The following is a 15,288-nucleotide window of genomic DNA, read 5'->3' as shown; positions in this document are numbered from 1 at the left end:
TCAGTGTTCATTCAACCCGGTATCGTTACTTAAGCCGGGTAATCACTGAATCCAGCGTACCAAATATCCATTCAAAGGCGCGCTGCTTCCAGGAGCGCGCGGCCCACTCCTCGGCCAGCACTTCCTTGCTGGCCGAAAAATTACGCTCAAACATAGCGCACACATCCTGAGCAAGCCGCTCGTCCATCACTTCCTGATTGGCCTCCAGGTTCCAGTGCAGATTCCAGTGATCGAAGTTACACGAGCCAATACTCACCCAGTCATCCGCGAGTACAAATTTGGCATGAATAAACGTCGGCTGGAATTCGTAAATGCGTACGCCCGCTTTAAGCATCGACTGATAAAAACGTTGTCCTGCGTAACGCACGCTGGGGTGGTCATGCTTCGCGCCGGGCAGCAAAAGGCGTACATCCACGCCCTGCTTTGCAGCCCGCGCCAAGCGACGGCGCAGTGTAAACGTAGGCACGAAATAGGGCGTACAGAGCCAAAGGCGCCCTTGAACGCCCTGCACCCGGCGGTAAAGCGAGTGACGAATCGCCTGATACCGGTAGCCTCGGCCCTGTATGGCTCGGCCGATTGCCCCGCCTTCAAACGCCTCTGCCTGGCGCTGTTGAGGAAGAGGCGCCGGAGGACGCTTATCCTCTGCGCGTGTTAAGCGCGAACGCCAAAGGGTGCGAAAAAGCATCTCCCAGTCGGCGATGACCGGGCCTTCAATACGCACGGCAATGTCGTACCATGCCTCTAAAAATTCATCGACGGCGCCAAACCCACCGGTAAAGGCTATTTGTCCATCGACCACTATAATTTTGCGGTGGTCACGACTAAGGTTCCGGGCCAGTGAGTGGAGCCCCACCGGATTGAAAAAGCGCAGCGCCACGCCCGCGTCAAGAAGCCGCTCGCGGTCGCTGCTAGCAAGCCCCTTGGAACCAAAGCCATCCAACAGCAGATACACCCTTACACCCCGCTGGGCTGCCGTTGTTAGTGCTTGTATCACCTGGTCAGCAAGCGCTCCCGACTCCATCAAGTAAAGCTCAACCAACACATAGTGATTGGCGTGGTTGATGGCTTCAAGCATGGCGGGTAGAAAGCGAGACGCCTCTGGCAGCAGGGTAAATCGATTGCCCGCATGCCATGTCAGGGGCTGATACTTCATAGCGCTCTGCTCCTGATGAAATACCTCGTTAATGCGTAATGGGTATCGACTCAACGATGAAGCGACTGCTTAACATAGAGATCATAGCGGCTGGTCTTTCCCTCCAACACATGCTGAGGCGCGGGGCCTGCAATCGGAGGGGCTTTACGGGGACGTTTTACCACCACCCGGTGTGTCGCTACCTCCAGAGCGGCTTCCAACAAACGCGGCGCATCATCGTCATCGCCCGCCAATTCGCGAAACAGGCGCATCTCTTTTTTGACCAGCGCCGACTTTTCCCGATGCGGAAACATCGGGTCCAGGTGCACGACCTGTGGATCAAACGCGGCCTTGGCAACCAACGCTTCTAGCGACTGAGCCGCGTCGCCATGGCGCAAGGTCATGCGAGCGATGATATCAGCGATATCATGCGCTTTAGCGGCTCTCAGCAGGCCGTCTTCCAACAGCGCGGCAATCGCGCCGACACGCTCAACCAGCAGCACATGAGCGCCCAGTGCGGCCAGTACAAAGGCATCCCGCCCAAGCCCTGCCGTCGCATCGACAACGCTTGGCGTCACGCCTTTAGCAAGCCCGCACGCCTTGGCAACCAGTTGGCCTCGCCCACCGCCAAACTGACGCCGATGGGCTGCTTTACCTGCAGCAAAATCAACGCTTAGCGGTTTACCATAGCGTTTTTCATCCCCTGCCAGCACTAAACGTCCCTCGCAATACGTAAGCGCCAGTCCTTCTGGGAGTACGGCCTTTTCAGGCAGACTCATGCCGGCTTTTTCCAGGCAACGTTATTGCGCAAATACACCGGCTGCGCCAGATGCGCCGGCTGACCTAACCCTGCCGCTAAATCATCGGCACCCAACCAGGCCATCTCTTCAGCACGAGGTTCCATATCAACCAGGTGCTGGCTCATGCTCACTTGCACCGTGGCTGCAAAGCGCTCCCAAAGCGTAAAACCTGAGCCTACGCCGACCCAGTCAGCTTCATCTTCAGGTAGTGAAAACGCTTCTGGGGCCAACACGGCTTCAGCTTGCTCCAGTCTCACGCTATCGTTCAAACAGTGCCATGTGGCCGCGTAGATCTCGCCCATACGCGCATCCAGAGCAGTGACGATATAGCGAAAGTGAAAGCGCCGATGGGCCTGGAGAGCCAACGCTTTGAGCGTTGAGACGCCGAGTAATGGGCGGTCCAAACCAAAGGCCAGGCCTTGTGCCGTTCCGGTAGCGATTCTCAGCCCGGTAAATGAGCCCGGCCCTTGTCCAAAGGCAATGGCGTCGAGCGCCGCCGGTGTAATCTGCGCTTGCGCTAACAGCTCGTCCACCATCGGCATTAACCGCCGAGTATGCGCACGCGGCGTCATCTCGTAGCGCGCTAGACATTCGCGGTCAGCGCCGTTCTGACGTAGCAGTGCTACCGAGCAGGCGCTGGATGAGGCATCTAGCGCAAGAAGGTGTAACGACATAGCAATTCCGCACTCGTGATAAGTAGTCGAACATTATACCTTTAGTGCGCCCATACGACGATGGCCCGCGCTTGGCGGGCCATCGGCTTAGCGAGCATCGTTTAATCAGCCAAGGGCTTCTTTTACCTGGCGCGTAATATCGGCAACGCTGCCTACGCCTTCAACACGGTGGTACTGGGGCGCTGCTTCAGCGTCCTTGTTTGCCCACTGCTGGTAGTAATCCACCAGCGGTGCCGTTTGATCGTGATAAACCGACAAGCGGTTACGAACGGTTGATTCCTGGTCATCTTCACGCTGAATAAGCTGCTCGCCCGTTACATCGTCTTTGCCAGGCTCTTTAGGCGGATTATGATCGACGTGGTAAACACGCCCGGACGCCGGGTGAACGCGGCGACCCGCCAAGCGGTTGACAATTTCTTCATCCGGGACAGCGATCTCAAGCACGTGGTCAATCTTCACGCCACCCTCTTTCATGGCATCGGCCTGAGGGATGGTCCGCGGGAACCCGTCAAACAGGAACCCGTTCTCGCAATCTGGCTGGCTGATACGCTCTTTCACCAAGTCAATAATGATCTGATCGGACACCAGGCCACCACTGTTCATTATCTCTTTAACTTTTAGCCCCAGCTCGGTGCCGTCTTTGATTGCCGCGCGTAGCATATCCCCGGTGGAAATCTGAGGAATCTTGAACTGCTCACAAATATATTGAGCTTGAGTCCCTTTCCCCGCGCCGGGGGCACCCAACAGGATTAAACGCATGGCCACTGCTCCTTGAAAGTAAAACGCAATAAAATGAATTAACCGACAATAACCGGGCCACTCATGCGGCACAACTCCCCAAAAGCCTGAGAAGGGTATTTTTGTAAGATTTTTTTAAATAAAACAGCCAAGTGATGCACGCCAGGCGCACCGACCGCCTCGTTTGAAGCGCTAAACGCAAACGGCGCCCATCACTGGGCGCCGTTGACTAAACCTAATTTGCAGCTACTTTCTCATATACTGCTGCGTGGATTGCCGTGATACCGCATCAAACGGCGCCACGACAATCCACATCATGCCGACAACCTGATCACAGCAACAAGCGGCGAATATCGGTCAACACATCCGCCAGGAATGCCGTGAAACGCGCAGCATCCGCCCCGTTAATCGCCCGGTGATCATAGGAAAGCGACAGCGGCATCATCAAGCGCGGTTGGAAGGCACCACCATCCCAAACCGGCTTCATTTGGGCTTTGGAAACACCCAAAATAGCCACCTCAGGCGCATTCACGATCGGCGTAAACGCCGTGCCACCAATCGAACCCAGGCTCGAAATAGTGAAACAGCCACCGGTCATCTCTTCCCGCTTGAGCTTCTTGGTTTGTGCCTTTTTACCCAGCTCTGCCATGTCCTTGGCAATCTCGATCAAGGACTTCTTATCGGCATCACGCAGTACCGGCACCATCAAGCCATCAGGGGTATCAACAGCAATACCGATATGAACGTAGTTCTTCCATACCAGCGTTTCGCCGTCGCCTTTTAAGCTGACATTAAACTGCGGGAACTTACGCAGCGCAAAAGCACACGCTTTCACCAGGAAGGGCAGCGGGGTTAACTTGGCCCCCTGCGCTTCGGCTTCGGCTTTCATCGACTTACGGAAGTTCTCAAGCTCGGTGATATCCGCTTCGTCAAACTGGGTAACGTGAGGCACGTTAAGCCAGCTGCGATGCAAATTGGTCGCGCCCATCTTAAGCAGACGACCCATCGGCTTCTCTTCGACTTCACCGAACTGGCTGAAGTCGACTTCCGGAATCGGCGGAATACCGGCGCCACCCGTGGCGGCAGCTGCTCCGCCCGGTGCTTGTGCCTTACCCTGGTTCGCAATGACCTGCTTCACATAGGCCTGAACGTCCTCTTTGAGCACGCGCTCTTTGGGGCCGCTGGGCTTAACCAGGCCAATGTCGACGCCAAACTCGCGGGCCAGCATACGCACGGCTGGGCCTGCGTGTACCAACTTGCCATCACGCGGCTTGTGCGCGGCCATTTGCGCTTCAGGGCTGGGCGTACCGCCTACGGTTGATGCGCCCTGCTTGGCAGTGCTCTTCTCAGCAGTTTTCTGAGCAGTCTCCTTCTTCGGCGCTGGCTTGGAAGCGGCTTTCTTCGCGCCCGCTACTTCCATATAACCAATGATATCGCCTTCAGAAACGGTATCACCCTCTTTAACGGTCAGCTCAAGGAGCTTGCCTTTATAGGGGCTGGGAACGTCCATGGAGGCTTTATCAGATTCCAGCGTAATCAACGGATCTTCTTCGCTGATCTCATCGCCTACTGCCACACCGATTTCAATAATCGGTACGTCGGTAGAGCCGGAAATATCCGGAACGCGGATCTCCTTGCGCTCTGGCTCGCCGCTGGCCGCGTCGTCTTCGCTGTCGTCGCTGCGGGTATCTTCAGGCTCACTGCTGGAGGCGCTCGCCTCTTCCTCAGCAGGCGCTTCACCGTCGGCCTCGTCGCCACCTTCACCTTCGACTTCCATCTGGCCGATAACATCGCCTTCAGAAACCGTGTCGCCTTCTTTAACGGTAAACGCGACAATTTTACCGGTATGCGGGCTCGGCACGTCCATGGAGGCTTTATCAGACTCCAGGGTGATCAGCGTATCTTCAGCATCGATACTATCGCCTTCACTCACCGCAACTTCGATGATCTCAACGTTGTCAGAGCCGCCTAGGTCCGGCACCTTGATATCCACGGTTTGCTTACCGCCACCGGATTTCCTGGCGCTTTTCTGCTCGGCCTTGGGCTTCTCTTCGGCCGCAGGGGCTTCTTTCTGCTCGGGTTCGGACGCTTGCTTGTCGTCCTCTTCCTCGGCATCGCCGCCGCCTTCCGCTTCCAGCTCAACGATATCGTCGCCTTCGGAAACGGTATCGCCTTCTTTAACCAGCACTTTAACGACTTTACCGCCCTTCGGGGCCGGGATATCCATGCTGGCTTTATCAGACTCCAGCGTGATCAGGGTGTCTTCCGCTGCAATGACGTCGCCTTCCGACACCGCGATCTCGATGATTTCGACACCTTCGCTACCGCCGATGTCGGGCACTTTGATGATTTCGCTACTCAAGGTCGCGCTCCTTTCAAATCGGATCGAGCCGGCGGGTACTTAACCCGCCGGGCAGCGGTTTAGCTGGTCAGCGGGTTCGGCTTGTTAGCGTCGATGCCATATTTGTTCATGGCTTCGCCAACCTGCTTACGTTCAATCTCGCCACGCTCAGCCAGTGCACGCAGGGCCGCTACAACAACGAAGTAGCGATCCACCTCGAAGAAGTAACGCAGCTTCTTACGCGTGTCCGAACGACCATAGCCATCGGTACCCAGAACAGTATAGTCGCCTGGTACCCATGCACGGACCTGATCCGCATAGAGCTTCATGTAATCCGTCGAAGCAATGACCGGACCGTCACGGCCTTCCAGACATTTCGTCACGTGCGGCTTATTGGCCTCAGCGTCCGGATTCAGGAAGGATTCACGCTCAAGCAGCAGCGCTTCACGACGCAGTTCGTTAAAGCTGGTCACGCTCCAGATATCAGCGCCAACACCCCAGTCTTTTTCGAGCAGCTCAGCGGCGGCTTCCACTTCACGCAGAATGGTGCCAGACCCCATCAGCTGAACGCGGCCCTTGTCGCCCTTCGTCTCACGCAGCAGGTACATGCCTTTGACGATATCGTCGACCGGTACGTTTTCAAGCTCCGGATGCTCATAGTTCTCGTTCATCACGGTCAGGTAGTAGAAGCAGTTCTCTTTATCAGTGAACATGCGCTTCAAACCATCCTGAACGATGACAGCGACTTCGTGACCGTACGTGGGGTCGTAGCTACGGCAGTTAGGAATGGTCGACGCCTGGATTAAGCTGTGGCCATCCTGGTGCTGCAAACCTTCGCCATTAAGCGTCGTACGCCCGGCGGTACCACCGACCATAAAGCCACGTGCCTGCAGGTCACCTGCGGCCCAGGCCAAGTCGCCAATGCGCTGGAAGCCAAACATCGAGTAGTAGATGTAGAACGGCAACAGCGTCAGGTGGTTATTGCTGTAAGACGTGGCAGCCGCCATCCACGCGGACATCGCGCCGGCTTCCGTAATACCTTCTTCGAGAACCTGACCTTTCTGGTCCTCGCGGTAGTACATGATTTGGCCTTTATCCATCGGCTCATACTTCTGGCCTTCGGCGGTATAAATGCCGAGCTGACGGAACATACCTTCCATACCGAAGGTACGCGCTTCATCAGGGATAATCGGAACGACCAGCTTGCCAAGCTTCTTGTCTTTAACCAAGCCATTGAGCACGCGCACAAAGGACATGGTGGTCGATACTTCACGACCTTTTGAACCGGCCATTTGCGTGGCGAAGGTTTTGTCTTCAAGCGTGGGGATTTCCAACGCTTCAAAATCGCTTTTGCGGCTAGGCAGATAGCCGTTTAAGCGCTCGCGTTGCAGGTGCATATACTTAAGCTCGGGCGAATCATCTTCCGGCTTGTAGTAAGGCACTTCCTTGAGCTGCTCATCGGAAAGCGGAATACCGAAGCGATCGCGGAAGGTCCGCAGTGCTTCATACTCCATGCTTTTCACCTGGTGCGCTTCGTTGGCTGCTTCGCCATCGCCGCTACCCATACCGTAACCTTTTACCGTATGCGCCAGGATAACCGTCGGCTTACCGTTAGTGGAGTTAACGGCTTCATGGTAGGCCGCATAGACCTTGAACGGGTCGTGGCCACCGCGATTGAGCTTCCAGATATCATCATCGGAAAGATCTTTAACCATTTCTTCGGTTTCAGGATACTTACCAAAGAAGTGCTCACGGGTGTAAGAGCCGCCGTTAGCCTTGTAGTTCTGGTACTCACCGTCGACCGCTTCATCCATACGTTTTTGAAGGACGCCTTTACTATCCTTCTCAAACAACGGATCCCAGTGACGCCCCCAAACGACTTTAATTACGTTCCAACCGGCACCGCGGAAAACGCCTTCAAACTCGTCCATAACGCGAGAGTTACCGCGCACAGGGCCGTCCAGACGCTGCAAGTTACAGTTGATAACGAAGATCAGATTATCCAGGTTCTCACGACCTGCCAGTGAGATGGCACCCAGGGATTCCGGCTCATCACACTCGCCATCGCCCATGAAACACCAGATCTTGCGATCGTACATGTCTTTCATTTCACGATGATGCAGGTACTTCATCACGTGGGCCTGGTAGATCGCCTGGATTGGGCCAAGGCCCATGGAGACGGTCGGGAACTGCCAGTAATCCGGCATCAGCCAAGGGTGCGGATACGATGACAAGCCATCGCCATCTACTTCCTGACGGAATCTATCCATCTGATCTTCAGACAGACGACCTTCCAGGAAGGAGCGTGCGTAAATGCCCGGTGCTACGTGACCCTGGATGTAGATCAGGTCTCCAGCGAAGTCATCTTTAGGCGCACGGAAGAAGTGGTTAAAGCCCACATCATAAAGGGTTGCCGATGACATAAAGCTGGCAATGTGGCCGCCAAGCCCGGGGTTGGCCCGGTTATTACGAATGACCTGGGCGATCGCGTTGTAGCGAATCAAGGAGCGAATGCGCCGCTCCATGAACAGATCACCAGGCATCCGCGCTTCACGATGCAGCGGAATCGTGTTGCGGTGCGGGGTTGTCACCGAGAAGGGCACCTTCATCCCGTCCCGGCGCAATCGATCCGCCAGGCGGGTCATCAGGTAACGGGCGCGATCTTCGCCCTCACGATCCAGCACCGATTCCAGGGATTCCAGCCACTCCGTGGTTTCGACCGGATCGAGATCTTCTCTTGTCTCCAGACTCATAGAGGTCTCTCCGAATGACGATAAATGACATGAGCCCCGCCAACCCGTACGGGTTTGGGGCAGCTGCGGTGATTGATGGCCACCGCAGAAAAGCATTTGCGCGGTAACGCTAATGTTTTTTTAGCTCTATATTCAACGAGCTACAGACCACTGAATGTAGTAAAGCTACATAAATGTCGTAAAAGTTAGCCTTTTGTATATAGGAAGATACCGCAAAGTCGCCACGCTGCCAATTCCGGAGTAGTGGAAAAGCGTATCGAAAACAAACTATTGCACTGCAACATAGACGCTTCGACGGTGCTTCCTATTACCCTTTATGCGTAGGCAGTGTAGCTAAACTACCGTTTTATTTTCTTGTCGTTGAACAACTTAATCGCTCTTTTTAAAGCGTATCAAGGTGGATTTTCGCCAAACACTGGTAAAAGTAGGCCCAATCAAAGGCGGGCCCTGGGTCCGTTTTACGCAGCGGCGCGATATGCGCATGACCCGTCATTCGTGATGCATCAAGCGCTGGGTAGCGAACCATTAACCACTGAGTGACTTCTGCCAGCGCGTGGTACTGCGCCTTGGTAAAGGGCGTTATGTCATCACCTTCCAACTCAATGCCCAGTGAAATGTCATTCAATGCCTGCCGCCACTGCATGGCGTGGCTATCCCACCAGCGTGAACGCCCAGCGTGCCAGGCGCGCTGATCCGTATTCACGAACTGCACGCACTCACCATCACGCCGGATAAGCAGGTGCGCTGAAACGCGTAAATGGGCAATCTCGGCAAAAAAAGGGTGCTGGTCCGTTGCCAGTTGATTAGTGAACAGCGTCTCTATCGCATCACCACTAAATTGCCCAGGAGGTAAACTGATCGCATGCAGTACCAATAACGATACTTCATCAGTAGGTCGCGCATCATAATTGGGCGAGTCAACCCTGCGCGCCCTGCCCCACCAGCCGTCGTGTGTCTGGTCATTAATCACCCACAAAGTCTCCTTTACGTCGCGCTCTTTTCACTGCTCTCATTAGCGGCCCTCTTTTACTATAATGCCGGTCTCATTTGATCATGCCCAGAGAGCTCACCGCCATGAATAACCAAAATGCGCTAGCTGAAGAGATCAGCACCTGCGTGACTCGCCTGCTTAACGAAGATATAGGCTCAGGCGATATTACTGCCCAGCTAATTCCCGAGGACCAGTGGGCAACAGCGACGGTGATTACCCGTGAGTCTGCGGTGCTGTGTGGGACTGCGTGGGTCGATGAAATTTTTCAGCAGTTGGATGCGCGCGTCACGCTTCGCTGGCTAGCCGCTGACGGTGACTTGCTGGATGAAGGCCAAGGCTTTTTGGAACTGGAAGGCCCGGCACGTAGTTTGTTAACCGGGGAGCGCGCGGCGCTCAACATGTTACAAACGCTGTCTGCCACGGCAACCGCAACGCGCCGCTACGTCAACTTGATTGAGGGTACCGGCGTTCGCCTGCTCGATACCCGCAAAACGCTTCCCGGCCTGCGTTTGGCGCAAAAATACGCCGTTACGTGCGGCGGAGGCCACAATCATCGAATAGGTCTTTGGGATGCATTCTTAATCAAGGAGAACCACATTTCGGCATGCGGCGGCATCAAGGCCGCGGTGAGTCAGGCAAGGGCACTTGCCAAGGATGTGCCGGTAGAGGTGGAAGTAGAGACCTTTGAAGAGCTTGACCAGGCATTGGCGGCCGGGGCTGACATCATCATGCTGGATAATTTCGCACTTGAAGATTTGTACGTAGCAGTCGAACTGAACGGCGGGCGCGCCACGCTTGAGGCCTCAGGCAATGTCGATGCGGCTACGCTCAAAGCGATTGCCGATACGGGGATCGACTGTATTTCCAGCGGCGCGCTGACCAAAGATATCCAGTCCATTGATCTCTCCATGCGAATTACCCGCAGCTATAGCGTATAGCCAGGGGTCAGCTTCAGAGTTAGTCTCAAGCTCAGGTTTCAATCGCACTCAGGCGCTTTTCCATCCGATAACGCTGAAGTGACTCACCGCTTCGTTCAACCCACTGCTCGCCCAGGTTTTCCCAGCCTCGGCGCAGCAGGCGGTCATAAAGCATCAGGCTCGCCTCAATCTCGATGCGATCAACTCCCCGCTCCAACAGCATACGCTCAGCATGAATCAACAGTGTGGTGCCAATACCACGCCCGGTCAGCGAGGGCCACACATACAGCGTTTCGATACGCCCTTCCTTCACATCAAGCTCAAGGAAGCCCACACAGCGCCCGTCGCACACCGCCACCAGTGTGGTGTAAAGCGCGTGGCGAACCGCCCAGGCGCTGGCTTCACGGGGCAGCGCATTGGCCCAGGCGCGCCGCTGGCTAAGCTCATAGTGGCTGGCTGCGCCTTGCATGACCGCATGGTAAAACACTTCTGCCTGGTCGGCGGCGTCGCGCGCTAAAGCAGCGCGGTAGGTCACCCTCGCCGCCGGGGCTTTTGGCGCAGAAAGCTCCTCGGTCGTTGGCATGCATCACCTCTAAGCAGTTATCGAAATGGGGATCAAGCATTCGGCGTATAACGTCAGCCTGCTTTATACTTGGCCGCCTATCTCAGCATAAGGCAGTAGCATGCACAATGCCCCTGAAAGTGCGTCCTTTACGCTGACGCCTATCGGTTACGTTGTTAGCGACTACCCGGACAAGTTTGGCATACCCCGCCAACCGGGCCTGGCGCAGGCGGCCAACGCCAGTCTCGTGCTAACGGCACCCTATAACGACCCCTTAACGGTGCGTGGACTGGAGGATTTTAGCCATCTTTGGGTGTCATTTATTTTTCATCAAAGCCCAGAGCGTTGGACGCCATTAGTACGCCCACCACGGCTTGGGGGCAACCGCAAGGTAGGTGTATTTGCCAGCCGCAGTACCCACCGACCTAATCGGCTGGGCCTCTCGCTGGTAACGCTGGCCGGTATCGAAACTCACCAAGGGGTTCGTTTAAGACTCGAAGGCTGCGATTTGGTGAGCGGCACCCCGGTGGTCGATATCAAGCCCTACCTGCCCTGGGCCGAAGCACGCCCTGAAGCTGTCGCCGGTTTTGCACCGCAAGCCCCCGTGTTGCTGCCCGTCACGTTCAGCCACGATGCGCTGGATACCTTGGCACGCCGCGTTGATAGCGCAAGCTTGTATGCCTTGATCGAGCAAGTGCTTGGGCAAGACCCACGCCCCGCTTACAAGCAAAGCGAGGAGCCTGGGCGTGTCTATGGCGTTAGGCTGAGCGATGTCGATGTGAAGTTTCGAGCCCTACACAACGACGAAGCCACCACGTTAGAAGTGGTGGCTATCGACATCATGACTGGCTAGTACGGGCGATCAGGCAGGAAAGGTGATTCCCAGACGCCGACCTACTTCTTCGTAGGCTTCGATCACGCCGCCCAGGCCTTGGCGGAAGCGGTCTTTATCCAGCTTCTCTCGGGTATTGGCATCCCACAGGCGGCAGCCATCCGGAGAGAACTCATCGCCCAGCACCACTTCGCCTTTGAACACGCCAAACTCAAGCTTGTAGTCCACCAGCAGCATATCGCCTTCGGCAAACAGTTGCTTTAACACGTGGTTAACCTTGAAGGTCAGCGTTTTCATCTTGGCCAGCTGCTCGGGCGTTGCCCAACCAAAGGTTTCTGCCAACGACTCGTTGATCATCGGGTCGCCTTTTTCGTCGTTCTTCAAGAACAGCTCAAAGGTAGGCGGCGTAAGTGCAACACCTTCTTCAACGCCCAGGCGTTTTACCAGCCCACCCGCAGCGATGTTGCGTACCACGCACTCGACCGGAATCATCTGCATTTTCTTAACAAGGCTCTCGGTATCGGAGAGTTGTTTTTCAAAATGCGTAGGGATACCGGCCTCTTGCAAACGCTCCATAATAAATGCGTTGAAGACGTTATTGACCATCCCTTTACGGGCCAGCGCTTCTTTCTTCTTACCATCAAAAGCGCTGGTGTCATCACGAAACTGCAGCACCAGCAGATCCGGATCATCGGTGTGATATACAGATTTTGCCTTACCGGCATAAAGTTCTTGGCGCTTTTCCATGACAGCTCCGAAAGGGATCAAATAAACAGATTAACGTAAATAGCCAGCAACACGTTCTAACAGCTCACGCTGGTCATCGGCATTAAACTCACGCTCACTGGCATTCACCGCGCGTAAAATGGTCTGATTGCCATCGGGCTGCAGCACAATACGTATTTCCTGGGGCATCTTGCGCACATCGGCACTAAATACAATTTGCAGCGGGTTGCGACCACGCTCAGTCTCGGTCATGTATTCCACCAGAAATTCATGACGCTCCGGGCTGGTAGCGAGCAGATTACGCTGACCTTGTAGGGTGAAATCCAACGCGAGATAGTGATTGAGTTCAGCCCAAACACGATCAATCGGCTGGGGAATGACAGCTTCCCACTCATCACCCTGCTGACGAAGCTGTAGCGTTTGCTGGGTATTCAAGCGCTGGGCATTCCAGGAGGAAGCCACGCTCTGTGACGCACTACGCGCCCCCAGAAACTCTTCCAAGGCGTCGAGGCAGCTCGTCATGGTCTGGCCACCACGCTCACAGCGCACTTCACTGCTGCCAGAACGCATGGCACTTTGCAGACGTAAATCGGCCTGCGACGTTACGATAACGCCCTGCGACGCATCGCTTTGCTCCACACCTAGTTGACGGCTACGCGCAAAGGACTCCAACTGCGGCCAGACGGCGCCCGTATCGGCCGCCACCACTAGCCAGCTTTGGCTACCTGCTTCCCGGCGTTCCACGTATTCGGGCTCTAGACCACTGCCAATCGATAACGACTGAGGAGCGCGTATTTCCGCAGCTTCTTCGATGCGGGCACCCTGCATGGCTGCTTGAGGAACGGGCAGTGCATCCTGATAGCGCTGCGCATTGCGGGTCTCTGGCAGCACCAGAGGGGGCGCCGGAGCGGCTTCTGTATAATCCAGGTTACGGTCGTGGTAATAACCATCGCGCGCGCAACCTGCCAGAGCGACAGCCGTTACGAGTGCCAGCGGTATCCATTTAAGCGCACGTTTTTCAAGCACAAAGCTCATCAAGCCACCTTAACAGTCAACAAATCAGTTAACCGGCAGCACATCACTGTGCTCCCGGTAACAAAGGGTATCGCGCTGGGTGTAATGAAAGAGCATTACTCCTCAATCACGCCCGCTAGCTGCAGCGCTTCACTGACAGTGGCGTGGTACTTCTCGGATAACCATGTCAGTGGCAAACGAATACCTGCATCCATATACCCCATCCGGTTAAGCGCCCATTTTACCGGTATAGGATTGGATTCAATGCCCAGATTAGTATGCAACGGCATTAAACGGGTATTAATTTGATGCGCTTTATCTGCATCGCCAGCGACAGCGGCCGCACATAGCTCATGCATTGCCTTAGGGGCAACGTTCGCCGTCACCGAAATATCACCATGCCCACCCATCAGCATAAACTCGCAGGCCGTCGCGTCATCACCGGAATACAGCATAAAGTCACTGCCCTTTAAGCGCGAAATTAGATCTTCTGCGCGCTCAAGGTTTCCAGTGGCATCTTTCAAACCGATGATGTTATCAACGCCTGCCAAGCGTACAACCGTTTCATTGTACAGGTCAGAGCAGGTACGCCCCGGCACGTTATACATGATAACCGGTAGTTTGCTGCCTTCTGCCACCGCCTTAAAGTGCTGGTACAAGCCTTCCTGAGTCGGCTTATTATAATAGGGGCAAACGGACAAACAGTAATCAGCCCCTACTTCACTGGCGTACCGAGCAAGCTCAACGGCTTCAGACGTCGCATTAGCACCCGTACCGGCGATCACCGGAATGCGTCCGTTGACCTCCTCCACCACACTGCGGATCACGTCAAAGTGCTCTGCAAACGTCATGGTCGTGGGCTCGCCAGTGGTGCCTGCGGCAACGATGCCGTCTGTTCCGTTATCAAGGTGGAAGTTCACCAGACGACGAAGCGCCTCCCAGTCGATGTCGCCATTGACTTTCATCGGCGTCGCCAGGGCGACGATGCTGCCTGTGATCATCCGTTTATTCCTCATCTACAAAATTATGAGACCAAGCCCAACATAGACATCCAGACAAGGCGCCGAACCACTCTTTTACGCATCATGGCGACTGCCCGTTTGGGCCTACAGAGGGTAAATGGTACTCAGGCGATTCGAGCCTGTACAGCGCAAACCGCTGTGAGTTTGTGATGCACACCTATCATGCCTTTGACATGCTGCCTCAGGTTGCGTGTAATCACCCTATAAGTCGTCAACGATTAGGAGTCTGCATGCATATCGAATTAGGCCAACCTGTCCCCGATTTTTCTGCAAGTGCGACGGGCGATACGACAATCACACTGTCGGAACTACGTGGCAAACAGGTCGTTATCTATTTTTATCCCAAGGCCAGCACACCCGGCTGCACCACCGAAGGCGGCGATTTCCGCGACCATAAAAAAGCGTTCGATAACGCCAATACGGTTATTTTAGGGGTGTCTCGGGACGGTTTGCGTGCCCAGGAAAATTTTAAAGCCAAGCAGGATTTTAACTTCCCGCTCATTTCCGACAAGGATGAAACTGTCTGTACGATATTTGATGTTATTAAACTGAAAAAAATGTACGGCAAGGAGCACCTGGGCATTGAGCGCAGTACTTTCTTAATAGATGCAGCAGGCAACCTTGCCAACGAATGGCGTGGCGTTAAAGTGCCAGGCCACGTAGAGGAAGTGCTGGCTGCCGCGGAAGCACTACACGCGAGTCGTTAATAAAAACGCCCGCCCGGTGTCGTCACCGAGCGGGCGTTAACTGTTCAAAAGACTCAGCGTGTTAAACCAAGGGCATTGT

14 protein-coding genes are annotated in these 15,288 nt (G+C 55.1%); 3 read left to right on the top strand and 11 right to left on the bottom strand.

Features of this window, described 5'->3' with window-relative positions; translation table 11 throughout:
- Nucleotides 1-25: 25 nt before the first annotated feature.
- The 7 genes from INT20_RS10310 to ampD all read right to left on the bottom strand — a co-directional run bounded on the left by INT20_RS10310 (nt 26) and on the right by ampD (nt 9,405).
- Nucleotides 26-1,153 (bottom strand): phospholipase D-like domain-containing protein, encoded by a 1,128-nt coding sequence (locus INT20_RS10310; protein ID WP_193056874.1) that lies wholly within the window; start codon nt 1,151-1,153, stop codon nt 26-28.
- A gap of 50 nt (nt 1,154-1,203) precedes the next feature.
- On the bottom strand, nt 1,204-1,911 hold the full coding sequence (locus INT20_RS10305) for a class I SAM-dependent methyltransferase (RefSeq protein ID WP_193056873.1): 708 nt from the start codon (nt 1,909-1,911) through the stop codon (nt 1,204-1,206).
- A complete protein-coding gene (gene tsaB / locus INT20_RS10300) occupies nt 1,908-2,606 on the bottom strand; it encodes a tRNA (adenosine(37)-N6)-threonylcarbamoyltransferase complex dimerization subunit type 1 TsaB (protein WP_193056872.1) in 699 nt (232 codons plus the stop codon). Before tsaB ends, INT20_RS10305 begins: the two co-directional genes overlap by 4 nt.
- 105 nt (nt 2,607-2,711) lie before the next feature.
- Complete coding sequence (adk, locus tag INT20_RS10295; RefSeq protein WP_172117413.1) at nt 2,712-3,365, bottom strand: adenylate kinase; 654 nt, start codon at nt 3,363-3,365, stop codon at nt 2,712-2,714.
- A gap of 310 nt (nt 3,366-3,675) precedes the next feature.
- Nucleotides 3,676-5,706 carry a pyruvate dehydrogenase complex dihydrolipoyllysine-residue acetyltransferase gene (gene aceF, locus INT20_RS10290; RefSeq protein WP_193056871.1) on the bottom strand — a complete coding sequence of 677 codons (2,031 nt, stop codon included), beginning with the start codon at nt 5,704-5,706 and terminating at the stop codon, nt 3,676-3,678.
- Between the two features lie 59 nt (nt 5,707-5,765).
- Complete coding sequence (gene aceE, locus INT20_RS10285) at nt 5,766-8,438, bottom strand: pyruvate dehydrogenase (acetyl-transferring), homodimeric type (RefSeq protein WP_193056869.1); 2,673 nt, start codon at nt 8,436-8,438, stop codon at nt 5,766-5,768.
- Nucleotides 8,439-8,820: 382 nt separating this feature from the next.
- On the bottom strand, nt 8,821-9,405 hold the full coding sequence (gene ampD / locus INT20_RS10280) for a 1,6-anhydro-N-acetylmuramyl-L-alanine amidase AmpD (RefSeq protein ID WP_193056887.1): 585 nt from the start codon (nt 9,403-9,405) through the stop codon (nt 8,821-8,823).
- Nucleotides 9,406-9,512: 107 nt separating this feature from the next.
- On the opposite strand from ampD, the gene nadC reads away from it, so the two are divergent.
- Nucleotides 9,513-10,367: a carboxylating nicotinate-nucleotide diphosphorylase gene (nadC, locus tag INT20_RS10275; protein ID WP_193056867.1), complete on the top strand. Its 855-nt coding sequence runs from the start codon at nt 9,513-9,515 to the stop codon at nt 10,365-10,367.
- A 31-nt stretch (nt 10,368-10,398) separates the two neighbouring features.
- Here nadC and INT20_RS10270 read toward each other — a convergent pair whose 3' ends face one another.
- Nucleotides 10,399-10,929 (bottom strand): GNAT family N-acetyltransferase, encoded by a 531-nt coding sequence (locus tag INT20_RS10270; protein ID WP_193056866.1) that lies wholly within the window; start codon nt 10,927-10,929, stop codon nt 10,399-10,401.
- A gap of 100 nt (nt 10,930-11,029) precedes the next feature.
- Here INT20_RS10270 and tsaA point away from each other — a divergent pair, with 100 nt between their 5' ends.
- Nucleotides 11,030-11,761, top strand: coding sequence for a tRNA (N6-threonylcarbamoyladenosine(37)-N6)-methyltransferase TrmO (gene tsaA, locus INT20_RS10265; protein WP_193056864.1), 732 nt, complete (start codon nt 11,030-11,032; stop codon nt 11,759-11,761).
- 9 nt (nt 11,762-11,770) lie between these two features.
- On the opposite strand, the gene purC is transcribed toward tsaA, so the two are convergent.
- From purC to dapA, 3 genes are all read right to left on the bottom strand, one after another.
- On the bottom strand, nt 11,771-12,487 hold the full coding sequence (gene purC, locus INT20_RS10260) for a phosphoribosylaminoimidazolesuccinocarboxamide synthase (RefSeq protein WP_172117407.1): 717 nt from the start codon (nt 12,485-12,487) through the stop codon (nt 11,771-11,773).
- A 30-nt stretch (nt 12,488-12,517) separates the two neighbouring features.
- Nucleotides 12,518-13,501 (bottom strand): outer membrane protein assembly factor BamC, encoded by a 984-nt coding sequence (gene bamC, locus INT20_RS10255; protein WP_193056862.1) that lies wholly within the window; start codon nt 13,499-13,501, stop codon nt 12,518-12,520.
- 95 nt (nt 13,502-13,596) lie between these two features.
- Nucleotides 13,597-14,481 carry a 4-hydroxy-tetrahydrodipicolinate synthase gene (gene dapA / locus INT20_RS10250; protein WP_172117405.1) on the bottom strand — a complete coding sequence of 295 codons (885 nt, stop codon included), beginning with the start codon at nt 14,479-14,481 and terminating at the stop codon, nt 13,597-13,599.
- Between the two features lie 251 nt (nt 14,482-14,732).
- On the opposite strand from dapA, the gene INT20_RS10245 reads away from it, so the two are divergent.
- Complete coding sequence (locus INT20_RS10245; RefSeq protein ID WP_193053283.1) at nt 14,733-15,209, top strand: peroxiredoxin; 477 nt, start codon at nt 14,733-14,735, stop codon at nt 15,207-15,209.
- Nucleotides 15,210-15,288: the final 79 nt, after the last annotated feature.

The sequence above is a fragment of the Halomonas citrativorans genome (genome assembly GCF_014898005.1).
Lineage (GTDB): Bacteria > Pseudomonadota > Gammaproteobacteria > Pseudomonadales > Halomonadaceae > Vreelandella > Vreelandella citrativorans.
This window is presented reverse-complemented; position numbering and strand designations above follow the sequence as displayed.